Origin of the sequence: Methylomonas sp. MED-D, from assembly GCF_050276835.1 — a bacterium.
Classification (GTDB): Bacteria; Pseudomonadota; Gammaproteobacteria; order Methylococcales; family Methylomonadaceae; genus Methylomonas; species Methylomonas koyamae_A.
On sequence record NZ_CP189965.1, the window covers coordinates 1,076,651 to 1,102,037 of the forward strand.

Genomic DNA, 25,387 nt, shown 5'->3' on the forward strand with positions numbered 1-25,387 from the left:
TAAGCATGCAACTCTGCCATTTCGAAGCTGGTCTGGATCAACCGTTTTTCTTGATCGCCGGCACCTGCGTGATCGAAAGCGAACAAATGACGTTGGATACCGCCGGTAAACTGAAGGAAATCACCAGCGCACTCGGCATCCCGTTCATTTACAAATCCTCTTTCGACAAGGCCAACCGCTCGTCGATGTCTAGTTTTCGCGGCTTGGGACTGGAAACCGGCCTGCAAATTCTGGAAAAGGTCAAGCAACAATTGGACGTGCCGGTTTTGACCGACGTCCACGAAGACACGCCGCTGGCGGAAGTCGCTTCCGTGGTGGACGTCATGCAGACACCGGCTTTTCTGTGTCGTCAGACCAATTTCATCCAAAGCGTCGCCGCTCAAGGCAAGCCGGTCAACATCAAGAAAGGCCAGTTCATGGCGCCTTGGGACATGGGCAATGTGGTCGCCAAGGCCAAGGCCACCGGCAACCAGCAAATCATGGTCTGCGAGCGCGGCGTATCCTTCGGCTACAACAACCTGGTATCCGACATGCGCTCCTTGGCCGTGATGCGCGACACCCAATGTCCTGTGGTGTTCGACGCTACCCATTCGGTGCAATTGCCGGGCGGGCAGGGCAGTTGCTCGGGTGGCCAGCGCGAACACGTGCCGGTACTGGCGCGGGCGGCTATTGCGGTCGGTATTGCCGGATTATTCATGGAAACTCATCCTAAGCCAGAAGACGCTTTGAGTGACGGGCCAAATTCCTGGCCGCTGCATCGAATGCAGGAACTGCTGGAAACTTTGATGACCCTCGATCGCGCGGTAAAAGCGGCGGCCTTGATCGAAAACACCTTGAACCAACAAAACAACTAAACCTACCCATCACTCCCACGGAGCAATTGAAGATCATGAGAATCGTTGATGTAAAAGCTAGAGAAATTCTGGACTCTCGCGGCAACCCCAGCGTCGAGGCCGAAGTTTATTTGGATTCAGGTGTCGTCGGCAGCGCCATGGTGCCTTCCGGGGCCTCCACCGGCGAACGCGAAGCTATCGAATTGCGCGACGGCGATAAATCTCGTTACTTGGGCAAGGGCGTGTTGACTGCGGTTAACAACGTTAACACCGTGCTGAAAGATGCCGTGGTTGGTATGCAAGCCGATAACCAAGCCGCGCTGGATCAAAAAATGATCGATCTCGACGGTACTAATGCAAAAAGCAAACTGGGCGCCAACGCCATTTTGGGCGTATCGATGGCCGCTGCCCGTGCCGCCGCGCAAGAAGCCGGTAAACCGCTGTATCAGTTCATGAACAAATCCGGCGAATTCATTCTGCCGGTACCGATGATGAATATCATCAACGGCGGTTCGCACGCCGACAATAGCGTCGATTTGCAAGAATTCATGATCCTGCCGGTTGGCGCACCAACCTTCCGCGAAGCGATCCGTTACGGTGCCGAAGTATTCCACAACCTGGCAAAAGTCTTGAAAGGCAAAGGCTTGGCGACCACCGTCGGCGACGAAGGCGGCTTCGCACCTAATCTGCGTTCCAACGAAGAAGCCATCGAAGTGATCCTGGAAGCGATCGAAAAAGCCGGTTACAAAGCCGGTCAAGACATCTACCTGGGCATGGACGCGGCGGCTTCCGAGTATTTCGACGACGGCAAGTACGTGTTGTCCGCCGAAAACCGCAGCTTCAACTCAGTGGAAATGGTCGACTTCCTGACGGCTTGGGTCGATAAATATCCGATTATCTCGATCGAAGACGGTCTGGACGAAAACGATTGGGACGGCTGGAAATACCAAACCGAAAAGTTGGGTAACCGCATCCAATTGGTCGGCGACGACTTGTTCGTTACCAACCCCGCAATTCTGAAAGAAGGTATCGAGAAAGGCATCGCGAACTCCATCCTGATCAAGGTCAACCAAATCGGCACTTTGACCGAGACCCTGGAAGCGATCACTATGGCTGGAGCGGCAGGTTACAGCGCGGTGGTTTCTCACCGCTCCGGCGAGACCGAAGATACCACTATTGCCGACTTGGTGGTTGCTACGGGCACAGGCCAAATCAAAACCGGGTCATTGAGCCGCTCCGACCGCGTCGCCAAATACAACCGTCTGATGAAAATCGAAGACGAGTTGGGCGCGAAAGCTCGCTATGCCGGCCGTGGCGCGTTCCAAATGCTGAAATAAAAAGCGTTGGTTGGGTTGATCCTTTGCGAAAGCGGAGGATTGACGCAACTTTAAGAGTCGTCGTGTTGGGTTACGCTCCGCGTTGCTTCGCTAACCCAACCTACTCTTTTCTAAAGAGACACCGCCATCAAAACCCTGATCCTTGTCATCATCGCGTTGACGCTGCACTTCCAGTACCGGTTGTGGTTCGGCGACGCCAGTTTGTCGCAGATTCGCGAGTACCGCGCGCGGCTGGAGGAATTGACCAAGGATGCCCAAGAGAAAAAAGAGCGTAACGACTCGCTGTACGCCGAAGTGCTGGACCTGCGCAAAGGTCTGGAAACCATCGAAGAACGCGCCCGCTACGAGCTGGGCATGATCAAGGAAAACGAAACCTTCTTTCAAGTGCTTGAGTAGCGCATGAATCAAATTCTCAAATGCTGGGCAGTAGTCCCGGCAGCTGGCGTCGGCAAACGCATGCAAGCCGACCGCCCCAAACAATATCTGCCGCTGGCCGGCAAGACCGTCATCGAACACACGCTTTCTAGGCTTTTGGGCTCGGGAGCTTTCGTAAAAGTCGCCGTGGCGATTTCTGTCGAAGACCCGTACTGGCCGGAGCTGGACATTTCCAAACACCCCGACGTGATTACCGCGCCCGGCGGCAAGGAACGCGCCGACTCGGTGCTGTCGGCGCTGAAATCCCTACAAGGCTTGGCCGGCGAAGACGACTGGGTGCTGGTCCACGACGCCGCGCGGCCATGTCTGACCGCCGCCGACATTCATTTGCAAATCGACAGTCTGAAGGATGACGCCGTCGGCGGCATTCTAGCGCTGAGTTCGCACGATACGTTAAAGTATGTCGATAGCGATACCATCACCGCGACCATCGACCGCAAACACGTCTGGCGCGCCCTGACCCCGCAGATGTTCAAATACGGCATGCTGCGCGACGCCTTGCAGCAAACCGAAGGCAATCCAGCGGTGACAGACGAAGCCAGCGCGCTGGAAATCCTTGGTTTCAAGCCTAAGATCGTCGAAGGCCGCCCAGACAACATCAAAATCACCCGGCCCGACGATCTGGCGCTGGCGCAATTTTATATGGAGCAACAAACATGATTCGAGTCGGTCAAGGCTACGACGTCCACCGTTTCAACGACGGCGACCACATCATTTTGGGCGGTGTCACCATCCCCTACGAAAAAGGCCTGGAAGCTCATTCCGACGGCGACGTGGTGCTACACGCCTTGGCCGACGCCATCTTGGGCGCGGCGGCGCTCGGCGACATCGGCAAGCACTTCCCGGATACCGATCCCAATTTCAAAGGTGCCGACAGCCGGGTATTGCTGCGCCACGTGTACAGCATCGTCCAGGAGAAAGGCTACAAACTGGTTAACGCCGACGTCACCATCATCGCCCAGGCGCCGAAAATGCTGCCGCACGTGCCGGCGATGCGCGCCAACATCGCGGCCGACTTGGCGGTCGATGTCGATTTCATCAACGTCAAAGCCACCACCACCGAAAAACTCGGCTTCGAAGGCCGTAAGGAAGGCATTGCGGTGCAGGCTGTGGTGCTGATCGAAAAGTGAGCGAATTTCCGTTACCGGACTGGCCTCGCGCTTTCGGCGGCCCATCCGGCACTGGTGACATTAAAATCATCCCCGAGGATTTCTTTGTCGAAGAAATTCTCGGCTTCCAACCGGAAGGCAGTGGCGAGCACGTGTTTCTATTCGTCGAAAAAATCGGCGAAAACACCGAATATGTCGCCCGGCTGCTGGCCCGCCACGCCGGTGTTAGGCAGCGCGACATCGGTTACGCCGGCCTGAAAGACCGACACGGACGCACCCGGCAATGGTTCAGCGTTTGGTTGCCCGGCAAGGTGGAGCCTGATTGGAGAATGTTGCAGGGAGACCATCTGAAAATACTGGAAGCAGTTCGCCACCCACGCAAGTTAAAGCGAGGTGTGCTACAGGGCAATCGATTCGAGATTTTGATCCGTAACTGGCAAGGCGACCGCGAACGTTTGGATGCCCAGCTCGAGCAAGTCAAGCGCTTGGGATTTCCCAATTATTTCGGCGAACAACGTTTTGGTTTCCAAGGCCGCAATGTCGCGCGAGCGGCTGAAATGTTCGGCGGTGTCAGGGTGAAACCGGAACAGCGCTCGATTTACCTGTCGGCGGCGCGGTCTTATTTATTTAATCTGATTCTGGCCGAACGGGTGGCGACCGGTAGCTGGAGTACCGGCCTGACTGGCGAGGCTTTTATGCTGGCCGGCAGTCACAGCTATTTTGCCGCGGATGAAATCGATTCGGCGCTGGCGGCGCGACTGGCGGCCGGCGACATTCAGTGCAGCGGTGCGTTGTGGGGCAAGGGCGTTAGTGGGGCTCGCGCCGATGCGCTGGAACTAGAGCAACGAATTGTCGCGGCGCAGCCGATACTGGCGCAAGGTTTGATTTCGGCTGGCCTGACGCAGGATAGGCGAGCGCTCGTGGTTAGGCCGACCGATTTGGTGTGGGGCTTCGAGAGTGAAGCGGTTTTGCGCTTAGGTTTCGGTTTGCCGGCCGGCGCTTACGCGACGGCGCTGTTGCGGGAAATTGTCGCGCTTGACGAGTCGTTAGGCCTGGTCGCGACCTAGATTTTCTTCAGGATTAACTCCAACACCAGTTTGCTGCCGAAATAAGCCAGCAACAGCGACGTAAAGCCGATCAATGTCCATTGCACGGCGCTTTGTCCGCGCCAGCCGTAGCGCAAGCGGCCGAATAGCAGTGCGGAAAATATCAGCCAGGCGAGAATCGACAACACGGTTTTGTGCGCCAGATGCTGTGCAAACAAGTCGTCGATAAACAGAAAGCCGGTCAACAACGAAATGGTTAAAAACCCCAGGCCGGTAGCGATCATTTGGAACAAAAGCGCTTCCATGGCCTGCAACGGCGGTAGCGCTAACATAAATTGCTTCGGGTGATGATGGCGCAGTTGCTGTTCTTGAATCGCCAGTAGAATGGCTTGTACCGCGGCGATATTCAAAAGGCCAAAGGCTAAAATCGACGTCAAAATGTGGACGGTCAACTGCCAGTCGTGATGGGTGAGCGGATGGGGTCTACTTGGATAGGCTACGTCGCTAGCCAAAAGTAATGCCGCCACTGGGAATACCAATACGCCGAGTTTTGCCACCGGCTTATCGAGGGCGGCAAACAGTAGTAACCAGACAACGACCAACGCGGTTAGCGACGCGGTGTTGAAAAAACCGAACGAAAAGCCGTTCTGCTCGTGGATGTTTAGGAAGGTATAAGCGCTGTGCAGGCCGGCCGCGGCCCAAGCCAATTTGAGTGGAAGTGAGGACTGTCTTTGCGCGGCAAGGATTTCTCTAGCGATTCCCGCCCCCGCGAGCGCGTAGGTCAGAATCGATAAAATGCCGATGGCTGTGCTGAGGTACATGGCCGGAAGAATCGAAAGGCGTTGCGAAGCGCTTATGTTAAACTAAGCGGCCTGATTGTCGTAATTCGATTGTTACGGCGGATCATCACCAGGACTTCAGAACTATAAAGACGTAGCTATGTTTGACAATTTATCCGATCGCCTGAGCGGTGCGCTCAAAAAAATCAAGGGTCAGGGCCGCTTGACCGAGGCCAATATCCAGGACACCATGCGGGAAGTGCGAATGGCGTTGCTGGAGGCCGATGTCGCTCTGCCGGTCGTCAACGATTTTATCGAGCAGGTGACGGAACGCGCGCTGGGTCAAGAAGTTCAGACCAGTTTGACGCCGGGGCAAGCTCTGATCAAAGTGGTGCAGGGCGAATTGGTGCGAGTGATGGGCTCGGCCAACGAAGAGCTGAATCTGCGGACCAATCCCCCCGCGTTGATTTTGATGGCGGGCTTGCAAGGTGCGGGTAAGACGACGACGGTCGCCAAGCTTGGCCGGCATTTAAAGGAAAAGAAAAAGAAGCGGGTCGGGGTGGTCAGCGTGGACGTCTATCGTCCGGCGGCAATCAAGCAGTTGCAAACCCTGGCCGACGATCTTGGTCTGAAGTTCTTCGACAGCGAATCCACCGAGCAGCCTGTCGATATTGTTAATCGGGCTATCGATGCCGCCAAGCGCCAGTTTTTGGATGTGTTGATCGTCGACACTGCGGGCCGTCTTCACGTCGACGACGAGATGATGGCTGAAATCAAGGCTCTGCATGCCGCGATCAAGCCGATAGAGACACTGTTCGTCGTCGATAGCATGACCGGTCAGGATGCGGCCAATACCGCTAAGGCTTTTCATGATGCGTTACCGTTGACCGGCGTGATTTTGACCAAGGCCGACGGCGATGCCAGAGGCGGGGCGGCGCTGTCGATTCGGCATATTACCGGTAAGCCGATCAAGTTTATCGGTGTTGGCGAAAAATCCGATGCGTTGGAGCCGTTCTATCCGGATCGATTGGCCTCGCGTATCTTGGGTATGGGTGACGTGTTGTCGCTGATCGAGGACATCGAGCAGAACGTCGACAAGAAAAAAGCCGAGCAGCTCGCCAAGAAGTTGCAGAAGGGCAAAAGTTTTGATCTGGAAGATTTGCGCGAGCAGTTGACGCAAATGCAAAACATGGGCGGTATCGGCGCCATGATGGATAAGTTGCCCGGCATGGGCGCGGTGCCGAAAGAAGTTAAGGAAAAGGTCAACGACAAGGATTTGGTGCATCAAATCGCCGTGATCAATTCGATGACCAAGCAAGAGCGGCGCTTTCCCGATCTGATCAAGGGCAGTCGCAAGCAGCGCATCGCTGACGGTTGCGGTCTGGATTTGAATGCTGTCAATCGTGTGTTGAAGCAGCACAAGATGATGGAGAAAATGATGAAAAAGTTTAGCAAAGGCAACATTGTCAACATGATGCGGGGTCTGAAAAGCAATATGCGCGGCATGAAGATGTGATTTTTCAATTTTTTCTTTTCTTGCGCGGCAAATCGCGTAGAATAGGTAGATTAAATTTTTGACTCATTGTTATCTAGGGTGTGCAGATGGTAAGTATTCGTTTGTCCAGAGGCGGCGCTAAAAACCGTCCTTTCTATCATGTCGTCGTAACCGACAGCAGAAGTAGCCGCGACGGGCGCTACATCGAAAGGGTAGGTTTTTTTAATCCTCTGGCGAGAGGCGGCGAGCAGCGCTTGGTTTTGGATACCGAACGCGTTCAATATTGGACCGCTAACGGCGCTCAGCCTTCGGATCGAGTCGCCAAACTGATCAAGGACGCTAGCAAGGCTGTTGCCTAATCCCGCTTGTCTGCCGAAGAGTATTTGAGCGTCGGTCAAATTTCCGGCGTGTTTGGCATCAAAGGATGGGTAAAAGTTTTTTCTTATACCGATCCGCGAGAAAATATCTTGGCTTACTCGCCTTGGTGTCTTAGGAAGAACGATCAAATTCGCGAGTTTAAGGTCCTAGCCGGCAGGCGCCAAGGCGCTGCCGTTGTGGCCGAACTCGAAGATTTGGATGATCGCGACGCGGCGATGGCGTTGATGGGGTCGGATATCCTGATACGTAGACAACAGTTGCCCGAGCCGGCGGATGGCGAGTATTACTGGACCGACTTAATCGGTCTGAGGGTCGTTAATCAGGCCGCTATGGAGTTGGGGGTGGTCGATCATTTGTTGGAGACCGGCGCTAATGACGTTGTGGTGGTTTCGGATGGGCAACAAGAACGCTTGATCCCGTTTCTGATGGGGCAAACAATCCTCAAGGTCGATACCGAAAAAGGCTGCATTTTGGTCGATTGGGACGCCGATTTTTGACGGCTGTTGCGGTATGCGCTTCGATGTGATCAGCATTTTTCCGCGGATGGTCGCCGACGCTGCCGCATTTGGGGTTACCGGTCGGGCGATAGAACGCGGATTGGTTGATCTTGCTGTTTGGAATCCTCGAGATTTTACTCAAGACCGACATAAAACGGTCGACGACAGGCCTTACGGTGGCGGTCCGGGCATGGTAATGAAATACCAGCCTCTACGTGACGCGGTTGCCTCGGCAAAGCTAGCCGGTTGCGCCGGAGGTGGCACTAAAGTCGTGTATTTGAGCCCGCAGGGGCGAGTGATTTCGCAAAATTTGTTGCATGAGGCCAGTCGATTCGAACAGTTGATATTGGTGGCCGGACGCTATGAAGGTGTCGATGAGCGATTTGTCGTTCAAGAATGCGATGAAGAGTGGTCTATCGGCGACTATGTTATCAGTGGCGGAGAGCTTGCCGCGCTGATTGTTATTGATGCGGTGACCCGCTTGCTTCCCGGCGTATTGGGGGATGATGAGTCGGCAAAGCAAGATTCTCATGTGGATGGCTTGTTGGATTGCCCCCACTATACGAGGCCGGAGCATGGCGAGTTCGGTGATGTGCCGGATGTGTTGCTTGGCGGAAATCATGCGGCGATCAAGCGCTGGCGTTTGAAACAAGCGCTGGGCCGCACGTGGATGCGGCGTCCGGAGCTACTCCGGAGTTTGAACTTGACGGCAGAGCAGGAGGCTTTGTTGAGTGAATTTAGAAATGAAATTGTTTAATAGGGTGTGGTTATGAGTAAAATTATTGAAGAGTTGGAAGCGGCTCAGCTTAAACAAAACGTGCCAGAATTCGGCCCAGGCGACACTGTCGTGGTTCAGGTTCGGGTTGTGGACGGCGAGCGGGAAAGATTGCAGGCTTTCGAAGGTATAGTTATCGCCAAACGAAATCGCGGCATGAATTCAGCGTTCACCGTTAGAAAAATTTCCCACGGTGTCGGCGTCGAGCGAGTGTTCCAAACTCATAGCCCCGCCGTCAGCAGTATCGAAGTCAAACGCCGTGGGGATGTGCGTCGAGCCAAGCTGTATTATCTGCGCGACCTGACCGGTAAAGCCGCTCGTATTAAAGAACGACTGTCTTAATGGTGAGGCGGCGACTCGGCGTTAAGCAGAGTCATCAAAAAAGGCAGCCGATTCGCTGCCTTTTTTTTTGTCGGACATTGGGAGTCAACGATGACGTTACACATTCGTTGGGAGGCTGTCGCGGAGGGCGAAACCTGTGTCATCGCCGTGCCATTTTGCGAAGCTAATTTAATCGTCACGATGACTGGCGATGTCGTCGTCGATGCGTCTTGGCGGACTGAGTCGGTACGCGAGGCGGTTTCTTCGTTGGCAAAGCCTTTCGTAGCGTTTCTAACGGAGCCGGAGTTTGTCGAATTGAATGTGACCATGCTGGCGCGCGGTAGCGCACACCGTAACCGGGTTTGGCGAGCCTTGTTGGATATTCCGCCAGGTAAGACCAAAACGTACGCCGAACTTGCCGCGGAATTGGGTTCCGGGCCGAGAGCGGTTGCCGGCGCCTGCCGAGACAATCCGTATGCCGGTTTGATCCCCTGCCATCGTGTCGTTGCCAAATCCGGTTTGGGTGGATTCATGGGAGAGACTTCCGGTGATTATCTGGCGTTGAAAAGCCGCTTGCTAAACTACGAAGCATCCAGGATGCAGAAGTAACCGAGGCCATGAATTCCGCTCAAGTGGTCGAGGCGTTTTTGAACGCCCTGTGGTTGGAATTAGGTCTTAGCGACAATACGTTGGCGGCTTACGCTAGCGATCTAAAACAGTTTTCAAGGTGGCTCAAGGATAAACATTTGCTTGAGGTCGATCAGACCGACATTAAGGGGTTTTTGGCGGCGCGCCATGCACAAGGTACCGGCAATCGTTCGGCGGCCCGGTTGTTATCGTGTTTGCGGCGTTTTTATGGTTATTGGCTGCGCGAGCAACGGATCGAGCGCGATCCTACCCAACTGATCGATGCGCCGAAACTGGGGCGGCCATTGCCTGATACGCTGAGCGAGCGGGATGTGGAACGATTGATCGAGGCGCCGGAGATAGGCGAATTGTTGGGGTTTCGCGATCGGGCGATGTTGGAAGTTCTTTACGCGACCGGATTGCGCGTATCCGAGCTGGTCGAATTGACGTTCGCCCAGCTCAATTTGAGGCAGGGATGGGTGCGAGTGATGGGCAAGGGCGGCAAGGAACGACTAGTGCCGGTCGGTGAAGACGCGCTGGACTGGCTAGAGCGCTATTTCGCTGGTCCGCGATTGGCCTTGTTGGCGGGTAGGCAAAGTGATTTTCTGTTCGTCACCAAGCGCGGCGAGGGCATGACTCGTCAGGCATTTTGGTATTTGATCAAGCGTTACGCTGCGGTAGCCGGCATCGATAAACCCCTGTCTCCGCATACGTTACGCCATGCGTTTGCTACCCATCTTCTTAATCACGGCGCGGATTTGCGGGCGGTACAAATGCTGCTTGGACACTCCGACTTATCGACTACTCAGATATACACTCACGTCGCTCAGCAAAGGCTGAAAGAATTACACACTCAACACCATCCGCGAGGCTAACCATGACCGCTCTGATTCATCCCACGGCTTTTGTTTCACCCGATGCCAGCTTATCCAAGGACGTTCGGGTTGGGCCGTTCGCGGTGATCGAAGCGGGGGCGGAGATCGGTGCCGGTTGCGAAGTCGGTGCGCACGCCGTGGTGCATGGTTGGGTCAAAATGGGTGCCAGGAATATCGTGCATCCTCAAGCGGTGCTGGGTGGTTTGCCTCAGGATCTCGGGTTTGATCCGGCGACGGCATCGTGGCTGGAAATCGGCGACGACAATGCGTTTCGCGAGGGATTTACCGCGCACAGAGCCACCAAACCGGGCGGAAGCACCAAGATCGGCTCCGGCTGTTATTTCATGAACAACAGTCATGTCGCGCACGATTGTTCGGTAGGCGACAAAACCATTTTCGCCAATAACGTGGCGATCGGCGGGCATGTCGATATCGGCAAGAATGTATTCATGGGTGGCGCCGTCGTGGTGCATCAGTTCTGCCGGGTCGGTGCTTACGCGATTGTTCAAGGTACAACGGGCATTAATATGGACGTGCTGCCTTTTATGCTAATCGGTGGCCGGCCGGCCAAACACTATCGCTTGAATTTGGTAGGCTTGCGCCGGGCGGGCATCGTCGGCGATCGGCTGAAATTATTGTCCGCGGCTTTCCGCTTGCTTCGGCATAAAAAATGCCTTGATGAATTGCAATCCAGCGAAGAGCTGCAATACTTAAAAGACTGGCTGGCTGCGGACTCCAAGCGCGGATTGCATGGATTTGTCGAGTTGGCTGACTGAGTTTTTTCCGTGACGGACACGCAATTTCGTATGGTGGGGGGCCGGCTAGCGGTAATCGAGCGGGCGTGTTCGCAATTTTAAGCATCCTTAGGTTATGAAAATCCACGTAGTCGATAATACCGGACAGATCCCGCCATTGTTGCTGATGTCCGAGGAAGACGTTTCGTTTTATAACGACGAAATACAGGCTTTGAATGCCGCCGAGGCCCAGCAGCCCAGCTTGATTTTACTGAGCTTCTCGTTGCGGGGCGATGAAACTCCGGACTATATCGGCTTGTTGTTGAATGCGAGTCCTGCCAGCAAGATCGTGGTGATCGGCGACGAGATCGGCGAGGACCGCATCTTGAATTGTCTGCTTGCCGGCAGTCGAGGCTACCAAAACAGCGGTCCGTTGAGTGGCTATCTGGCGAAAATGATTCAGGTTGTTGCCGACGGCGAGGCCTGGGTGAGCCGAAGAATGGTCGGTCGTTTGCTGGACGTCATCAGTCAGAATAATCTGGTGCTTAGCGTTTAATTGGTCGAATATTGGTTAGTGGCTGCAATCGGCGTGGCGGCTAGCGGTTTAAAAATGCAGAGCGGCTTCGAAGTAGAAGGTTTGGGCCGAAATCGGTAAGTTGTAGGGATAACTAGCGATGGCCGGTTCCTTGCCCTGACTGTCGAACAGGTTGCGTACCGACGCGGTCAAATCGAGCGATCCCATCAGTTTTTTGGCGTTTAACGTCAAGTCCACGGTTTGGTAGTCTTTTAACACCCGGTTATCTCCGATATCGCTAAGCCGATGCCCGACCCAATTGACTTGGGTCTGAATTTGCCATTTGGGATGAAAGTTCCAGGACAATGCGGTGTAAACATGGTGTTCTGGGACGTTGCTGACTCGCCGTTGGGTGGCTCGGTCGACCGAGTATTGCCAAGCGTAATTGCCACGCAAATTCCAGTCGTCGTAGAATTTCCAATCCCATTCGAATTCGCTGCCCAACCCATCTTGACCGGGATTGTTGACCTCGGACAGCGTGGCGCCCTGATTGGTTAATTTGCCGCCGATTAAGTCGTTGATTTCGTAGTAATAGACATTCAATGTGGTTCGCAGGCTCTTCCAGGGGCGGTAATCGAAAGCCAACTCGGTGGTTTCTATCGTCTCCGGACTCAACGAGGCATTGCCGACGAACAGCGGATTATTTTTCTGATATTGCTCGACGAAGCTAGGTGCGCGGTAGGCCTGACCGTACAACAATTTGCCGGTTAGATCGTCGTTAATATCCCAAACCAACGCGGCTCTTGGGTTCAAAGTACCGCCGAAATCCGAATATTCGTCGTAACGCAAGCCGGCCGTCAATTGCCAATTCTTGGAGATCTGCCATTCGTCCTGCAACGCGACCGACCAGATCGATCGATGGGTGTCGTTCATGAAGGCGTAGGGCGTGCCGGTGACGTCGGTCAGGTCGCCGTTGACGACTAATTGCTGGCCGTCGATGACGCCGATGCCGTAATTGCGCAGTTCGCTGACATTCAATTCCTCGTAACGGAAGCCGGTGATCAATCGGATCAGGTGGTTTTCGAACCCTTTGTAAATACTGGTCAGTTCGGTGCTCGGGACGGTATTTTTGATACCGGGGACGAAACGCATGCCATTTGGAAACGACACAAAGTTGACTAAGGTGGCGGGGTTGAGATTGCCGTTGGCATCCACGGCTAGGTTACCGTTCCCATCGATAGGTAAAACCGTGCCTACTGGAAAGTTACGGCTATTTCCGTTCAAATCGGTGTGCAGAAAACTGGTGTGAAATTGCAGTTCCCAATTTTCCAGGTCGTTCTCGGTCGAGTAACGGACGTCACCTAAATAATGGGCGCCGTCCAGCGTGCCGCTATTATCCAACGCGCCGCTGGCGCCGGCCGGGAAGCCAACGGACTGGTTGTAAGCCCAAAAGTTCAAATCCCAGTGTTGGCGCTGTAAATTCAGATGAGCGTTCCAGCGCTCGCCGGCAGTCTGCATGGCGCCGGGTGCCTGAGACGCGTGCGTGTTCAGCGCGTTATCCAATGCGGTTTGAGCATCGGCCGCCACGATACGATCCGGATTGATCCCGCTATGGCTATATTGCAGGCTACCGGCAACATCCCATTCGCCGTAATGGCCGCCGTGCTGCGCCCAGGTGCTGGTGCGGTCGGCGCTACCGCCGCGCGCGCCTAGCGTGGTACCGTTGAGGTCGCCGGCTTTTTTCGTGACGATATTGATGACGCCGGCGAAGGCGTCGGCGCCGTACAAGGCCGAGCCCGGCCCGCGAATGACTTCGACACGCTGAATGTTTTCGACCGGTACGATCATCCCCGCCATGTGCGAGCCCTGATAAGGAATCGAAAACCGGGTGCCGTTCAACATCAGCAAGACTTCCGAGTTGGTTTGATTACGCATGCCGCGCATCGTATAGGTGTAATCGTTGGTGACCGGTTGAATACTGACGTGCATGCCGGGCACGGTTTCCAGCACTTCGTGCAGCTCGGTGGCGCCCATCGCGCTGATTTGGTCGGCGGTAATCACAGTCGTGACCGCGGCGGATTGCGATACCGATTTGGCGGTCCCCGAGGCAATGCTGACCGAAATATTGGCCAGCTCGGCCGGTGACAGTTCGAGCAAGTCGGTCATGCTCTGGTCTTGACCCTGGGCTGGTTGACCGAGGCCGCATAGCAACACGGCCGGCACTACGCACCGTTTGCCGAAGACGTTGGGTTTGGGCTGACTCATAGTTCTTCCAAGGGTACCGGTTTAGCAATGCCGTAACCCTGGGCGTAATTGACGCCTAAGGTTTTCAACAACTCGAAAATATCGCGGTTTTCGACGAATTCGGCGATGGTTTTCTTGCTCATCACATGAGCGACTTCATTGATCGATTTGACCATGGTCAAATCGACCCGGTCTTCCAAAATATCCTTGACGAATAGGCCGTCGATTTTCAAAAAGTCCACAGGAAGGTTTTTTAGATATGCAAATGAAGACAAGCCGCTGCCGAAGTCGTCCAGCGAAAACAGGCAACCCTTGGTACGCAAGGAATTAATGAACTGGCGGGCGTAGGACAAATTGCTGATGGCGGCGGTTTCAGTAATTTCAAAGCATATCTTATGCGTCGGAATATGCCATTTTTGAAACTGCTCGTCGATAAAGGTCAGCATCGTTTCGTCGGACATCGACAGGCCGGACAGGTTGACCGAGCACATTTCCAGGCGTTCCAGCAGGTTCGGAGTGGTTGCCAAATGCTCGAACAAACGGGAAATGACCCATCGGTCCAACGGTGGAGCAATGTTGTAACGCTCGGCGGCCGGCAGGAACGCGCCGGGGGGAATGACTTTGCCCTGTTCGTCGATATAGCGGATCAGCGTTTCGAAATGCAGCCCTTCGTCGTTCGAGGCAATCGGCACGATTAACTGACCGTAAAGTTGGAAACGGTTTTGTTCTATCCCCATCCGGATTTTTTCGACCCATTGCATTTCGCCTTGTCGCAACGTCAATTCTTCGTCGTCGGGGCTGAAGACGTGGACGCGGTTCCGTCCTTTTTCCTTGGCGGCGTAGCAGGCGGCGTCGGCTTCCTTGAGTATGTCGACCGCATTGCCGCTGGTCAGATTGATCGGAGCGATACCGACGCTGACGCCGATATTAAAGCTACGATTTTCCCAGGCAAACTGAAAGTCGCAAATGATGTTGCGCAGTTTCTCGCAGGTCGAGAAGGCTTGCTCGACCGAACAATGCGACATCAAAATGCCGAACTCGTCGCCGCCCAGTCGAGCCAAAATGTCGGTCTTACGGACCTGGTGGCGCAGGACCTCGCCCAATTGGCGCAGCAGTTCGTCGCCCGCCAAATGACCGCAGGTATCGTTGACGATCTTGAATTGGTCCAAATCCAGGTAGCAGAGTACGTGCTCGCTCTCGTCGATTTCGGCTTGAGACACCAAACTCTGGATGTGAATATCGAATTGGCGCCGGTTGACCAGACCGGTCAGTTCGTCGTGGCTGGCCTGATAGGCGATTTTTTCCGACAGCCGGCGGGTTTCGGTGATGTCCTCGCAGACCAGTAACAAGCGCTGGAAGTTGGACTCGTCGGTGACCAGGCGCGCGGTTTCCCTGACCCAAATCACGTTGCCGTTGCGGCAAATTTTGCGGCTTTCCTGGCGATGAATCAGTTCCGGGTGGTGGCGGCAAGTCTCGAAAAACTGTTCGAAACCGGCGGCATCGTCCGGATGCGAGAAGTTGCTGATCGCGCAGCCTTGTAATTCTTCGACGCCCAAGCCCAATTGCTTCGCGCCGAAGCGGTTGACCGATACGATGCGGCCTTGCATGTCCAGATTGAAGACCATGGTCGGATTGTTGTCGTAGAGCGCCTGGTAATTGTTTTTGACCGCGATTAAGGCTTTGTTTTGGGTTTCTACGGTGTCGAGCATGTCGTTGAAGGCATCGACCAGAATGCCCATTTCGTCGCTGCTGTGCTTTTCGGCTCGTAGCGAATAATCGTGATCTTGGCTGACTCTCTGCGCGGTTTTGGCGAGCTGGGCGACCGGCAATGCGACTCGATTCAACAGTGGGACAGTCAGCAAAAAGGTGATGAACAACGCGACGAAGAGAACCGCAATAATCAAGCTGACGAATTTCAGTTCTCGCCAAATCGCCGCACTCAAGTCCGAGGCCAGATACACTGCCCCGATTTCTTCGCTGTCAACCACCATCGCCTGGTATACATACAGCATCAAATTGTCGTAATGGGTATGCAGACCGTAGGCAACGTCCGGGCAGGGTAGGGCCTGATTGTCCAGTGAGGTAAACAGATGACCTTTCTTGACGTAAACGCAAGCGCTACGCAAGTCCGGAAAACTGTTCAACGAAATCAGGTTTTCCTTGGCGACGCCGGCGTCGTCGAACATCACCGCGGCCACGCTGCGGTTGGCGATCAGACTGGCGACGGCCTGCAGATCGTCTTGAGCCTTGCGCTTGACGTCGGCGGCATTGATCGTGACGAGAATGACCAGTGCCAGCAACATCGAAAATAGGGCGGAGGTCACCGCGATTGTCAGCAGCTTCGTTTTAATGGAGAGGGCGGTAAACCATTTATTCACGGCCGCCTCCTTCCACCAACGTGGCGACTTCGATCAGTTTAGCGCTGATCGATAGTCCGCTTTGCTTCAAAGCCTTTAAGTTGATATGCAGGCGCACTTTTTCATCGTCGAGCACGAAACCTATCATGCCGCCGGATTCGGCGAAGAAGGGCTGGCTACTGACTGTCAGCGTTTTACCGAGGTTGCCGACTAGCAAGACGCCGGTCAGATTGATGTCGATGCGTTGTTCGGTCTTTTCGGCGTACAGAATCTGGCAATCCTGCGCCTGTTTTAGGGAATCGAGGTGGCGCAAACGGATAGGTTTGTCGGCGACCGTTTTGGTCTCCAGCGTGTCGAGCAGATTGCCGAACGGGTTGTCGCCAATCAAGCAAATGTTGAACGACGGCCCAGGGTTGTTTGGCCAAGTGATGAATTTGGTGAAATTGTAAAGGTAAGCGGCCTTGATTTTGTATTCCAGATTCGGTTCGTCGGCGTGCGCTGTACTTAACACCCAGCCACAGACGAGCGCTGATTTGGCGTAAAACGCTGCACGCTGCAATGCAACATTGCAGTGGGACGAAAAGATCGGAAACAAAATTATTCTCTACCGGGCAAGAGTACACGGCAAGAATAGTAGAAATACTAAGGGTTGCTGAAAAAAACCTCCAGTGCGCCGACCATGTAAGCGTGGTCGGCGACGCCGGCGCTTTCCCTGGCGCTGTGCATCGCCCACATCGGCGAGCCGACATCGACGCTACGTATACCCAGCTTGGCGGAGGTGATCGGACCTATCGTGCTGCCGCAGGGCAGATCGCCGCGATGCGCGTACTTTTGAAAGGGCACGCCGGCCTGTTGGCAGAACTGGGCGAAAATCGCCTCGGATACGCATTCGCTGGCGTAGCGGTGATTGACGTTGATCTTAATCACCGGTCCGTGATTGACCAGGATTTTATGGCCCGGCTCGTAGGCGGCCGGAAAATTGGGCTGGTAGGCGTGCGCCATGTCGGCGCTGACCAGAAAACTTTGAGCCAGCGCGCGCGGATAATTGTCTGGCCGATCGCCGCATGCCCCGGCAATTCGAGACAGAACGTCGGCCAGGAAGCTGCCGGCCGCGCCCTTGTTGCTTTCGCTGCCGACTTCTTCGTGGTCGAAAAAGGCGCATACCCGGGTAGCCGCCACGAGTTGTTCCCGGCAATTCAGCAAGGCGGTCAGGCCGGCGTGGCAGGACGCCAAATTGTCGAGTTGGCTGTCGGCGATGAATTGTCGATCCGCGCCCCAGAACGCACCTTTTTGGCTGTCGTGGACGTTGAGCTCCCAGCTTAAAATTTGGTCCTCCGTCAAGCCGGAAGCCGATTCCAGTAGGCCGTAAAACACGTCGTTTGCCGGGCTATCGCCCGGCAGATTGGCTAGCAGCAGCGGCAGCTCCGTTTGTTTATTCAGTTTGAGGCCATCCTCGTTGACGGCGCGGTTCATATGGATGGCCAGGTTCGGCAGACGCAACAGCGGCTCGGCAAATCGGACCAGCGTCGTGGTCACGCTACCATCGCCGTCGCGGTAAGCGATGCGTCCGGCCAGACTTAAATCGCGGTCGGCGAAAGTGGCTAAGATCGGCCCGCCATAAACTTCGACGGCAATGCGTACGAATCGATCGCTGTCGACGACCGGTCGTGGCTTTACCCGCAAACCCGGAGAATCGGTATGGGCGCCAAGGATCTTGAATCCGGCTTCGGCCGGCGCGGCGGCGCCGACGATGAACGCAACGATGGACGAAGCGTCTCGAATCACATAATATCGGCCGCCAAGGCTTAACGGCCAGACTGCGCTTTCCTCCAGTTTTTGGAAACCGCGCGACAGCAGGCGCTGTTCCATGGTGGCAGCCGCGTGCCAGGGGCTGGGGCTGGCGTCGATGAAATCCAGTAAATCTTGAGCGAGTTGCGGAGAGGTCATGACTTTTCTAGATCCAACGCAACCGAGTTGATGCAATAACGCTGACCGGTCGGTTGCGGACCGTCCGGGAAAACATGGCCGAGGTGGGCACCGCAGGAGCGACAGGTGACTTCGATGCGACGCATGCCGTGACTGGTATCGAGCGACTGCTCCAGACTTTCGCCGGAGATGGGAGCCCAGAAGCTGGGCCAGCCGCAGCCGGAGTGGAATTTTTGATCGGACGAAAACAAGGGTTCGCCGCAACACACGCAACGATAGACGCCAGCCTCCTCGCAATCGGTATACTTGCCGGTGAACGGCGGTTCGGTACCTTTTTCTCGGCAGACGTGGTATTGCTCGGGGCTGAGTTTTTCGCGCCAGATTTGTTCGCTATCGTCTTGGTCGGCCATATCGTTATTCCGGAAATTTGCTGGGATGTCGCATTGTACCCAGACTTGATCCAAGGCCAAAGTGTGTCGCGCCCACGAATACCCACCGCGAGTGCGCGAATGTAACAATCTTCTATAGTTACGGACAATTCGGGTGAGGTCCGGATTCGAGGAAGGGTAGATTTTGGTTGCGTATGTTAGAAAATTCTAATATTCTAGGTTTCGCACGGTCGGTGGCTTTTATAACACGATAAAGAATAACGATAGACTCGGCCGCGTATTCGTTTAGACATCAGCGAGAGGAGCATGTCATGGCAAGAATCGTAGTATTAGGCGCGGGCATCGGTGGCGTGCCGATGGCGTATGAAATGAAGGAAATCGTCGGCAAGGCTCACGAAGTGGTCGTGATATCCGACACCCCGACGTTCCACTTCGTCCCTTCGAACCCGTGGATACCGCCGAAATGGCGCAAGCCGGAAGATTTGAAAATCGAATTGGCGCCGGTGATGGCCAAGAAAGGCATCAACTTCATACAGAAGTCCGCCAGTAAAGTCGATCCGGCCAATAATAAAGTCGATCTGGCGGACGGCACGTCGGTGGAATACGACTTTTTGGTGATCGCCACCGGACCTCGTTTGGCCTTCGACGAAGTGCCCGGTTTGGGGCCGCACGGCGGGCATACCTCGTCGGTTTGCCACGTCGATCACGCCGCATTGGCCTCCGATGATTGGGACCGCTTCATGGACGACCCCGGCCCGATTGTCATCGGCGCGGTCCAGGGCGCATCCTGTTTCGGTCCCGCCTACGAATACCTGATGATTATCGAAACCGAATTGCGCAAACGCAAGATTCGCGACAAAGTACCGATGACCTTCGTGACTTCCGAACCCTACATCGGCCATTTGGGCTTGGGTGGCGTCGGCGATACCAAAGGGTTATTGGAAAGCGCTTTGCGCGATAAGACCATCAAATGGATCACCAACGCCAAGGTCGACAAAATTGAACAGGGCATGATGTATGTCACCGAAGTTGACGACGACGGCAACGAAAAGAAAAAGCACGAGGTGCCGTTCAAGCATTCGATGATGCTGCCGGCTTTCACCGGTGTCGACGCGGTACGCCACTGCGGCGCCGAAGGCCTGACCAACCCGCGCGGCTTTGTCATCGTCGATGAGTATCAACGTAACCCGACCTATAAAAATGTTTACTCGGTCGGCGTTTGCGTGGCCCTGCCGCCGGTTGAAAAAACCCCGGTGCCGACCGGGACCCCGAAAACCGGTTACATGATCGAATCGATGGTCACCGCGACCGCGCACAATATCCGTGACGAATTGGCCGGCAAACAGCCGACCGACAAACCGAGTTTGAGCGCGTTGTGTCTGGCGGACCTGGGCGATAGCGGCGTTGCCTTCTTGGCCGTACCGCAGATTCCACCGCGTAACACCACTTGGTCGGCTCATGGCAAGTGGGTGCATCTGGCGAAGATTGCGTTCGAAAAATACTTTATGCGCAAGGTTAGAAAAGGCATTAGCGAACCCTTCTACGAACGAATGATGTTGAAATTCATGGGTGTGGTGCGTTTGAAATAGGAGGTCCTTATGTCCATCGATCGCTGGGTGATGGCGTTTGCCGGTTCGTTCATCTTGTCGAGCCTGGCCTTGGCGCATTGGCATTCGCCGAATTGGTTATGGTTTACCGCCTTTGTCGGTGCGAACCTGCTGCAAGCCGCATTCACTGGTTTTTGTCCTCTGGCGATTATTTTGAGAAAGCTCGGCGTCAAGCCTGGCCGCGCATTTTAGTCGTTCCCTCTCGGTCGGGCCGCGCAGTCAAGGCGGCCTGACCTTTTTTTCGCTTGACGGATAGTCAATCGCCTATTTTAGGACTTGAAATTTTGCAAAGCGCTCCTAAATCCAAGTCGGACGAACCGTTAGCCGGTTCGGTAACCGTGATCTTGAAATTTAGGAGGATGGAATGATGCGAGTCGAATACACCCCAATATATCGTCCTAACCTGGCTTCCGGCCAATGGGCCGCTATGCTGGACGGGATTTTGCAAACCGATCGGGCCAACTACGATTACCCACCTTACGACATTGAACTCGTCGAGGATAAACAGTACGCGATCAGTTTAGCGGTAGCTGGTTTCTCCCCGGAACAACTCACTATCGAAACCGAAAACAAGGTGTTGACCGTTAAGGGCGAAAAACCACGGGCGGGCGATAAACGGCATTTTTTGCACCAAGGCATTGTCAGTCGTAATTTTGAGCGACGCTTCAATTTGGCCGAACACATTGAAGTGGCGGGCGCCCATTACCGCGACGGCATTCTGACCGTGCGCTTGACTAAGCGAGTGCCGGAAGCGATGAAGCCGCGCCGCATCGAAATCGATAGCGCCGGTCAAGTTTTAAGCCACGACGCGGCTGAAGTTAGCGTGGTTTGAGTTCCGCGGATCGAAGCGGTTTTTCCTGAATGAAGGTCGCCGGGTCTTACCGGCGGCCTTTGCACGGATAAAACGGCGAGCGGGTTGCACTAGCCGTCGTCTTGGCAGCCGAAATGGTATTGGTAGTCGGCCATCGACCGTTTAATCACTTCGTGCGCTTCCTGTCTACCGTAGACGTGAGTAATTTCGCAAACGCTTTTCTCGCTGGGTAGGTGTTTGTAAGTCAAAAAGTAGTGTTTCAGACGGTTGATGTAGGATTCCGGACAATCGGAAACGTCGCGCCATTGCCGGTAAAACTCGTCGCCCTTCATCACCGCGATGATCTTGTCGTCGGCCTCGCCACCGTCCAACAGGCGGAAACCGCCGATCGGTATTGCTTGCAGCAAGATGTCGCCGTGCGTCACGCTACGTTCGCTGAGTACGCAAATATCCAACGGGTCGCCGTCGCCCTTGCTGACCGGCCGGCCGGATTGCACGGCTGCATATTCGGCGATTTTTTCAGCGCAATAGGTGCGCGGGATAAAGCCGTACAGGGTCGGAATCATATTGGAAAATTTCTGAGGTCGGTCGATTTTCAGATAGCCGCTGTGTTTGTCGATCTCATATTTGACGGTATCGGACGGCACGATTTCGATAAATGCGGTGACGATGTCCGGAGCGCTATCGCCGGGAGCGATGCCGTGCCAGGGATGAGCTTTGTGTAGGATATTCATGGAATCGGAGGAGTTGGATTCAAAGGGGTTATTTTAGCCGGGTTATCGGCGGCGGCGCTTGTCGGGTTGCCGCGAATGCCGACTGCGTCAGGTTCGAGATTTTCTACGGAGACGGAGACTGTCAATTCGTGATTCTGGCCGCCGAAAATCACGCCCTTCAGCGGTGCGACGTCGCCGTAGTCGCGGCCCCAGGCCACGGTAATATGGCGGTCGCCGGGCAGTTGATTGTTGGTGGGGTCGAAATCCAGCCAGCCCAGTTCCGGCAGAAACACCGAAAACCACGCGTGCGAGGCGTCGGCGCCGATCAATTTTTCGACGCCCGGCGGCGGTAGGGTTTCGATATAGCCGCTGACATACCGGGCCGCCAAGCCTTGCGAGCGGATGCAACCAATCGCCAGGTGGGCGAAATCTTGACAGACTCCGCGCCGATGCTCGAGCACTTCGCTCAGTGGGGTCGCCAGATTGCTGAAATGCGGATCGAAAGTAAAGTCGCGGAAGATACGCTGCATCAAATCGTGAACCGCTTCGATCAACGGTCGGCCGGGCGTGAAAGACGCGCCGGCATACTCGGCTAGGTCCGCCGAGGGCGGGATATAGGGCGACGTCAGAGAGAATTGGCGGGCCTCCTGCATCGCTTCGCCGGTATCGGCGGACAGTGCCGCCTTGACGCTTTCCCAATCGGCCGATTCGCACCAGTCCAACTGGGCCGGCGCCGGGGAGACGACAATATCGCTAATGGCGGTGACCGCGAATTCCCGATGGGGTTCTCGGATTGAAAACCAGGTGACCCTGTTGCCGAAAAAATCGCTGCGCAGTCGGTAATCGCTGGGCTTGGGGCTGATTTCCAGCGTCGAGGCCAGCAGTTGTTGGTGCGGGCACGCGCGGGGCTGCATCCTGACTTCGTTGTAAGACAGGGCTACCATGTCGCGATAACGGTAACGGGTGGTATGGGTAACGCGGTAGCGCATGCGGCCTCCTGCCTCAAGACAGCGATTGCGGCGTGTCGCCGTGACGGAAATAGCCGGCGGTCAGCGTATCCGATAACGCCGCCAGCAACGCATAAATCCGGCTGAGTTGTTGATCCAGGGTCTCCCGCACGCCGGATTTCTCGACGACCAGCCAAGTGTCGATGTCGGTCAGATTCAGTATGCAGTTGGCTTCCAGCATCAAGCGCTGCGCTGGGCCGAGCCGGCCGGTTTCGGTTTCCCTCGGCAACTTGTCGGCATGCTCCTGCAAGCGGGCGATTTGATACGCCAGCGAACGCGGATTGTTGGGGTCCAGTACCAGCAGCTCCAAAAACGACGCCAATTCCGGGTTGCTGCGGTAGTGTTGCCGATAACAGATCAAGTTGTCGCTACACTCCAGCAAGGTCTCGATCAGTCTGGTTTCCGCGCCTTCCGGCAGCGGCTCGGCAAATCCGGTCCGCAACACCGAAATCAATTGCAGACCCCGCTCCAGGCGACGGCCGATGTCCAAAAACAACCAACCGTTGCCTCGCGTCATGCTTTCCATCACCAAACCGCTGAATGCGGACAGCGACGTGACCAGTTGATCCAGGTGCTCTTGCATCGTCCACAAACCGGTTTTACCGGCGCGTTTGGTGTCGGCGATTTGCTCGCCAATTTCGTCGATAACCCGCCAAGTATCGGACGACCATAAATCCCGCACCGCGTAGCCGGCTTGTTGCAAGCCCCGCACCGAATTGGGCAGGCTGCCGGGTCGGGTATCGTCCTGCATCAAGGCCAGCAGTTCCGGCTCAGGCGCGCGCAGGAGCTTGTCGTCCGCTTTCTTGCCGAAGAAGCCGGGATAACTACCGGTCAGACTCGTGACGCAGTGCAGCAGGCGATGCAGGCTGGGCGGATAGTCGGGATGGTCGCTGTCCGGGTTAATCACCAACCGCTTCAACGTCGCCCGCAACAGACGCACGCAGCCTTCGGCGCGTTCCGCATTGCGGCCCACCCAAAAAATATTGTCGGCGGCTCGGCTCGGCAAGGCATTGCGCAATCCGGGAGGTCCGCCGGCGCTGGCCGGGCCGGCGCTGGCCGGCGGGGATTGCGGTTCGGTGGCTATGACCCAAGTATCCTTGCTGATGCTGCCGAGTTGATTGGTAATGTAAACGTCGCCATAGTTGGGCGCGCTACGGGTCAGGCCTCCGGGCATCAGTGCGTAGCCGCCGGCCCTGGCCACCGCGAAACAACGCAGCAAGGCCTGGCGCGGTTCGAAGCCTTCGCCGACCATCGACGGCACGGTCGAGAAACTTTCGTATTCCTGGGCGACGTAAAAGGCGGGGCGGGCTCGGATACGCTCGCGCCAGACCTCCAGCTGCGACTTGCTGAGCTGGTGGCCGAACACCGCGTGTTCGCCGGGTTGCCGGTAAATCGGTTTGATGACCAGACGTTTCAGATTGGCGAGGACATAGGACAATTCGCCGGCCTGACCGCACCACCAGGTGGCGATCGAATTCAGCTTTAACGGTTGGCCGAGAAAGTGTTGTGCGATACCGGGCAGGAAGGCCAACAGACCGGGGTTTTCCAGAATCCCGCTGCCGAGCGGATTGGCGATCGCGACATTGCCGCGTCTGGCCGCTTCCAAAAGGCCGGGCACGCCCAGGCGCGAATCTTCGCGCAGTTCCAGCGGGTCGCAATAATTGTCGTCTACCCGGCGCAGAATCACGTCGACCCGTTGCAAACCGGTGAGCGATTTTAGCCAGACATAACCGTCGCGGACGGTCAGGTCGTCGCCTTGCACCAGTGGGTAGCCCAGGTAGGACGCCAGGTAGGCGTGTTCGAAAAAAGTTTCGTTGAGCGGGCCGGGGGTCAGTACCACCACCATCGGCGTGTGGGCGGTTTGCGGAGCGATCGCGTTCAGGCCGGCCCGTAGCGCCTGAAAGAATCGGGCCAGTCGGTGGACCTGAGCATCTCGAAACAGGCTCGGCAATACCCGCGACATCGCCAAACGGTTTTCCAATGCGTAACCGGCGCCCGACGGCGCTTGGGTGCGGTCGCCCAGTACCCACATCTTGTTGTCGGGGCCGCGCGCCAAATCGGCGGCATACAATACCAATTGTTGCTCGCCCGGCAAGCGCACTTGATCGCAAGCGCGCAGGAAGCCGCCGTGGTTGTATATCAGCTCCAGCGGCAACAGGTTCTTTTTGATCAGCGTGCGCGGGCCGTACAAGTCGGCCAATACCAGATTCAGCAATTCGGCGCGTTGCAACAGGCCGGCTTCGATATCGAACCACTCGTTGCCGGAAACGACGAAGGGTACCGGGTCGAGCTGCCAAGGTCGGTTCAGGCCGTCCGGATCGCCGTAGACGTTATAGGTGACACCGTTCTCACGCAACAGCCGTAGCGCTTCGCGATACCGGTGAGCCAGTTCCTCGGGTCCCAACTGTTGCAGAGCCTCCATCAAATGCCGCCAATGCGGCCGGACGCGACCGGATTTGTCGAGCATTTCGTCGTAGACGCTGGGGTTCAGACGATAGCCGGGGGATAACGCTTCTTCTAGCAATAACTGGCTCATGGGCTTAGTTTGCCGGTTTAAGTCGTTTGGCGCAATTTGCGG

The 25,387-nt window shown here is 55.7% G+C and carries 27 protein-coding genes; 18 read left to right on the forward strand and 9 right to left on the reverse strand.

The features are described 5' to 3' along the window. Positions 1–5 precede the first annotated feature (5 nt). From kdsA to truD, 6 genes are all read left to right on the forward strand, one after another. Entirely contained in the window at positions 6–854 is an 849-nt protein-coding gene (kdsA, locus tag ACQE3E_RS04770) for a 3-deoxy-8-phosphooctulonate synthase (RefSeq protein WP_168031873.1), read from the forward strand. 32 nt (positions 855–886) lie between these two features. Next, on the forward strand, positions 887–2,170 hold the full coding sequence (gene eno, locus ACQE3E_RS04775) for a phosphopyruvate hydratase (protein ID WP_313729460.1): 1,284 nt from the start codon (positions 887–889) through the stop codon (positions 2,168–2,170). Positions 2,171–2,296: 126 nt separating this feature from the next. Next, the gene (locus ACQE3E_RS04780) at positions 2,297–2,566 is read left to right on the forward strand and encodes a septum formation initiator family protein (protein ID WP_064031043.1); all 270 of its coding nucleotides are present in this window, start codon (positions 2,297–2,299) and stop codon (positions 2,564–2,566) included. 3 nt (positions 2,567–2,569) lie between these two features. Next, on the forward strand, positions 2,570–3,265 hold the full coding sequence (gene ispD / locus ACQE3E_RS04785) for a 2-C-methyl-D-erythritol 4-phosphate cytidylyltransferase (RefSeq protein WP_313728845.1): 696 nt from the start codon (positions 2,570–2,572) through the stop codon (positions 3,263–3,265). After that, entirely contained in the window at positions 3,262–3,735 is a 474-nt protein-coding gene (gene ispF, locus ACQE3E_RS04790; protein ID WP_313728844.1) for a 2-C-methyl-D-erythritol 2,4-cyclodiphosphate synthase, read from the forward strand. Before ispD ends, ispF begins: the two co-directional genes overlap by 4 nt. Continuing rightward, positions 3,732–4,781: a tRNA pseudouridine(13) synthase TruD gene (gene truD / locus ACQE3E_RS04795; protein ID WP_313728843.1), complete on the forward strand. Its 1,050-nt coding sequence runs from the start codon at positions 3,732–3,734 to the stop codon at positions 4,779–4,781. The genes ispF and truD overlap by 4 nt, the downstream gene beginning before the upstream one ends. Here truD and ACQE3E_RS04800 read toward each other — a convergent pair. Next, positions 4,778–5,581 carry a cytochrome C assembly family protein gene (locus tag ACQE3E_RS04800; RefSeq protein WP_313728842.1) on the reverse strand — a complete coding sequence of 268 codons (804 nt, stop codon included), beginning with the start codon at positions 5,579–5,581 and terminating at the stop codon, positions 4,778–4,780. The two genes, truD and ACQE3E_RS04800, sit on opposite strands and share 4 nt — an antisense overlap. A 118-nt stretch (positions 5,582–5,699) precedes the next feature. On the opposite strand from ACQE3E_RS04800, the gene ffh reads away from it, so the two are divergent. The 9 genes from ffh (at position 5,700) to ACQE3E_RS04845 (ending at position 11,797) form a co-directional block, all read left to right on the forward strand. Continuing rightward, positions 5,700–7,055 (forward strand): signal recognition particle protein, encoded by a 1,356-nt coding sequence (gene ffh / locus ACQE3E_RS04805; protein WP_064031048.1) that lies wholly within the window; start codon positions 5,700–5,702, stop codon positions 7,053–7,055. Between the two features lie 86 nt (positions 7,056–7,141). Continuing rightward, entirely contained in the window at positions 7,142–7,393 is a 252-nt protein-coding gene (rpsP, locus tag ACQE3E_RS04810; protein ID WP_064031049.1) for a 30S ribosomal protein S16, read from the forward strand. A gap of 6 nt (positions 7,394–7,399) precedes the next feature. Beyond that, the gene (gene rimM, locus ACQE3E_RS04815) at positions 7,400–7,909 is read left to right on the forward strand and encodes a ribosome maturation factor RimM (RefSeq protein WP_168031867.1); all 510 of its coding nucleotides are present in this window, start codon (positions 7,400–7,402) and stop codon (positions 7,907–7,909) included. A gap of 13 nt (positions 7,910–7,922) precedes the next feature. Continuing rightward, positions 7,923–8,666, forward strand: a complete 744-nt coding sequence (gene trmD, locus ACQE3E_RS04820) for a tRNA (guanosine(37)-N1)-methyltransferase TrmD (protein ID WP_071154801.1) — start codon at positions 7,923–7,925, stop codon at positions 8,664–8,666. Between the two features lie 12 nt (positions 8,667–8,678). Continuing rightward, positions 8,679–9,026, forward strand: coding sequence for a 50S ribosomal protein L19 (gene rplS / locus ACQE3E_RS04825; RefSeq protein ID WP_064031052.1), 348 nt, complete (start codon positions 8,679–8,681; stop codon positions 9,024–9,026). A 90-nt stretch (positions 9,027–9,116) separates the two neighbouring features. After that, positions 9,117–9,614: a methylated-DNA--[protein]-cysteine S-methyltransferase gene (locus tag ACQE3E_RS04830; protein WP_064031053.1), complete on the forward strand. Its 498-nt coding sequence runs from the start codon at positions 9,117–9,119 to the stop codon at positions 9,612–9,614. Between the two features lie 8 nt (positions 9,615–9,622). After that, positions 9,623–10,507 (forward strand): site-specific tyrosine recombinase XerD, encoded by an 885-nt coding sequence (gene xerD / locus ACQE3E_RS04835; protein WP_313728841.1) that lies wholly within the window; start codon positions 9,623–9,625, stop codon positions 10,505–10,507. Between the two features lie 2 nt (positions 10,508–10,509). After that, positions 10,510–11,283, forward strand: a complete 774-nt coding sequence (gene lpxA, locus ACQE3E_RS04840; RefSeq protein WP_064031055.1) for an acyl-ACP--UDP-N-acetylglucosamine O-acyltransferase — start codon at positions 10,510–10,512, stop codon at positions 11,281–11,283. 94 nt (positions 11,284–11,377) lie between these two features. Further along, the gene (locus tag ACQE3E_RS04845) at positions 11,378–11,797 is read left to right on the forward strand and encodes a response regulator transcription factor (RefSeq protein ID WP_064031056.1); all 420 of its coding nucleotides are present in this window, start codon (positions 11,378–11,380) and stop codon (positions 11,795–11,797) included. Between the two features lie 48 nt (positions 11,798–11,845). Here the strand turns inward: ACQE3E_RS04845 and ACQE3E_RS04850 are convergent, their stop codons facing one another. The 5 genes from ACQE3E_RS04850 to msrB all read right to left on the reverse strand — a co-directional run bounded on the left by ACQE3E_RS04850 (position 11,846) and on the right by msrB (position 18,692). Beyond that, positions 11,846–14,020, reverse strand: a complete 2,175-nt coding sequence (locus ACQE3E_RS04850; protein ID WP_313728840.1) for a TonB-dependent receptor plug domain-containing protein — start codon at positions 14,018–14,020, stop codon at positions 11,846–11,848. Then, on the reverse strand, positions 14,017–16,377 hold the full coding sequence (locus ACQE3E_RS04855; RefSeq protein ID WP_064031058.1) for an EAL domain-containing protein: 2,361 nt from the start codon (positions 16,375–16,377) through the stop codon (positions 14,017–14,019). The genes ACQE3E_RS04850 and ACQE3E_RS04855 overlap by 4 nt, the downstream gene beginning before the upstream one ends. Then, positions 16,370–16,867 (reverse strand): YfiR family protein, encoded by a 498-nt coding sequence (locus tag ACQE3E_RS04860; protein WP_231883738.1) that lies wholly within the window; start codon positions 16,865–16,867, stop codon positions 16,370–16,372. The genes ACQE3E_RS04855 and ACQE3E_RS04860 overlap by 8 nt, the downstream gene beginning before the upstream one ends. Positions 16,868–16,998: 131 nt before the next feature. After that, entirely contained in the window at positions 16,999–18,303 is a 1,305-nt protein-coding gene (locus ACQE3E_RS04865) for a M18 family aminopeptidase (protein ID WP_313728839.1), read from the reverse strand. Continuing rightward, entirely contained in the window at positions 18,300–18,692 is a 393-nt protein-coding gene (msrB, locus tag ACQE3E_RS04870) for a peptide-methionine (R)-S-oxide reductase MsrB (RefSeq protein WP_427501273.1), read from the reverse strand. The genes ACQE3E_RS04865 and msrB overlap by 4 nt, the downstream gene beginning before the upstream one ends. Positions 18,693–18,982: 290 nt before the next feature. Between msrB and ACQE3E_RS04875 the strand changes: the two genes are divergently transcribed. The 3 genes from ACQE3E_RS04875 to ACQE3E_RS04885 all read left to right on the forward strand — a co-directional run bounded on the left by ACQE3E_RS04875 (position 18,983) and on the right by ACQE3E_RS04885 (position 21,110). Then, positions 18,983–20,260 (forward strand): NAD(P)/FAD-dependent oxidoreductase, encoded by a 1,278-nt coding sequence (locus ACQE3E_RS04875; protein ID WP_313728838.1) that lies wholly within the window; start codon positions 18,983–18,985, stop codon positions 20,258–20,260. Positions 20,261–20,269: 9 nt separating this feature from the next. Then, positions 20,270–20,470 carry a YgaP family membrane protein gene (locus ACQE3E_RS04880; RefSeq protein WP_064031063.1) on the forward strand — a complete coding sequence of 67 codons (201 nt, stop codon included), beginning with the start codon at positions 20,270–20,272 and terminating at the stop codon, positions 20,468–20,470. Between the two features lie 172 nt (positions 20,471–20,642). Continuing rightward, positions 20,643–21,110 (forward strand): Hsp20 family protein, encoded by a 468-nt coding sequence (locus ACQE3E_RS04885; RefSeq protein WP_071154807.1) that lies wholly within the window; start codon positions 20,643–20,645, stop codon positions 21,108–21,110. An 89-nt stretch (positions 21,111–21,199) separates the two neighbouring features. Here ACQE3E_RS04885 and ACQE3E_RS04890 read toward each other — a convergent pair whose 3' ends face one another. From ACQE3E_RS04890 to ACQE3E_RS04900, 3 genes are read right to left on the reverse strand one after another with little or no spacing between them, the layout of a single operon-like run. Further along, on the reverse strand, positions 21,200–21,823 hold the full coding sequence (locus ACQE3E_RS04890; RefSeq protein ID WP_313728837.1) for an inorganic pyrophosphatase: 624 nt from the start codon (positions 21,821–21,823) through the stop codon (positions 21,200–21,202). Beyond that, entirely contained in the window at positions 21,820–22,791 is a 972-nt protein-coding gene (locus ACQE3E_RS04895) for a transglutaminase family protein (RefSeq protein WP_313728836.1), read from the reverse strand. The genes ACQE3E_RS04890 and ACQE3E_RS04895 overlap by 4 nt, the downstream gene beginning before the upstream one ends. A gap of 13 nt (positions 22,792–22,804) precedes the next feature. After that, entirely contained in the window at positions 22,805–25,345 is a 2,541-nt protein-coding gene (locus ACQE3E_RS04900; protein WP_313728835.1) for a circularly permuted type 2 ATP-grasp protein, read from the reverse strand. Positions 25,346–25,387: the final 42 nt, after the last annotated feature.

Excerpts from the sequence above, each read along its gene's own strand:
- lpxA (WP_064031055.1), top strand. The coding sequence starts at position 10,510 with ATGACCGCTCTGATTCATCCCACGGCTTTTGTTTCACCCGATGCCAGC.
- ACQE3E_RS04830 (WP_064031053.1), top strand. The coding sequence starts at position 9,117 with ATGACGTTACACATTCGTTGGGAGGCTGTCGCGGAGGGCGAAACCTGT.
- ispD (WP_313728845.1), top strand. The coding sequence starts at position 2,570 with ATGAATCAAATTCTCAAATGCTGGGCAGTAGTCCCGGCAGCTGGCGTC.
- ispF (WP_313728844.1), top strand. The coding sequence starts at position 3,262 with ATGATTCGAGTCGGTCAAGGCTACGACGTCCACCGTTTCAACGACGGC.
- ACQE3E_RS04875 (WP_313728838.1), top strand. The coding sequence starts at position 18,983 with ATGGCAAGAATCGTAGTATTAGGCGCGGGCATCGGTGGCGTGCCGATG.
- ACQE3E_RS04880 (WP_064031063.1), top strand. The coding sequence starts at position 20,270 with ATGTCCATCGATCGCTGGGTGATGGCGTTTGCCGGTTCGTTCATCTTG.
- ACQE3E_RS04895 (WP_313728836.1), bottom strand. The coding sequence starts at position 22,791 with ATGCGCTACCGCGTTACCCATACCACCCGTTACCGTTATCGCGACATG.
- ACQE3E_RS04890 (WP_313728837.1), bottom strand. The coding sequence starts at position 21,823 with ATGAATATCCTACACAAAGCTCATCCCTGGCACGGCATCGCTCCCGGC.
- trmD (WP_071154801.1), top strand. The coding sequence starts at position 7,923 with ATGCGCTTCGATGTGATCAGCATTTTTCCGCGGATGGTCGCCGACGCT.
- kdsA (WP_168031873.1), top strand. The coding sequence starts at position 6 with ATGCAACTCTGCCATTTCGAAGCTGGTCTGGATCAACCGTTTTTCTTG.
- ffh (WP_064031048.1), top strand. The coding sequence starts at position 5,700 with ATGTTTGACAATTTATCCGATCGCCTGAGCGGTGCGCTCAAAAAAATC.
- xerD (WP_313728841.1), top strand. The coding sequence starts at position 9,623 with ATGAATTCCGCTCAAGTGGTCGAGGCGTTTTTGAACGCCCTGTGGTTG.
- ACQE3E_RS04800 (WP_313728842.1), bottom strand. The coding sequence starts at position 5,581 with ATGTACCTCAGCACAGCCATCGGCATTTTATCGATTCTGACCTACGCG.
- ACQE3E_RS04865 (WP_313728839.1), bottom strand. The coding sequence starts at position 18,303 with ATGACCTCTCCGCAACTCGCTCAAGATTTACTGGATTTCATCGACGCC.
- rpsP (WP_064031049.1), top strand. The coding sequence starts at position 7,142 with ATGGTAAGTATTCGTTTGTCCAGAGGCGGCGCTAAAAACCGTCCTTTC.
- ACQE3E_RS04845 (WP_064031056.1), top strand. The coding sequence starts at position 11,378 with ATGAAAATCCACGTAGTCGATAATACCGGACAGATCCCGCCATTGTTG.
- ACQE3E_RS04885 (WP_071154807.1), top strand. The coding sequence starts at position 20,643 with ATGATGCGAGTCGAATACACCCCAATATATCGTCCTAACCTGGCTTCC.
- rplS (WP_064031052.1), top strand. The coding sequence starts at position 8,679 with ATGAGTAAAATTATTGAAGAGTTGGAAGCGGCTCAGCTTAAACAAAAC.
- ACQE3E_RS04850 (WP_313728840.1), bottom strand. The coding sequence starts at position 14,020 with ATGAGTCAGCCCAAACCCAACGTCTTCGGCAAACGGTGCGTAGTGCCG.
- ACQE3E_RS04900 (WP_313728835.1), bottom strand. The coding sequence starts at position 25,345 with ATGAGCCAGTTATTGCTAGAAGAAGCGTTATCCCCCGGCTATCGTCTG.
- msrB (WP_427501273.1), bottom strand. The coding sequence starts at position 18,692 with ATGGCCGACCAAGACGATAGCGAACAAATCTGGCGCGAAAAACTCAGC.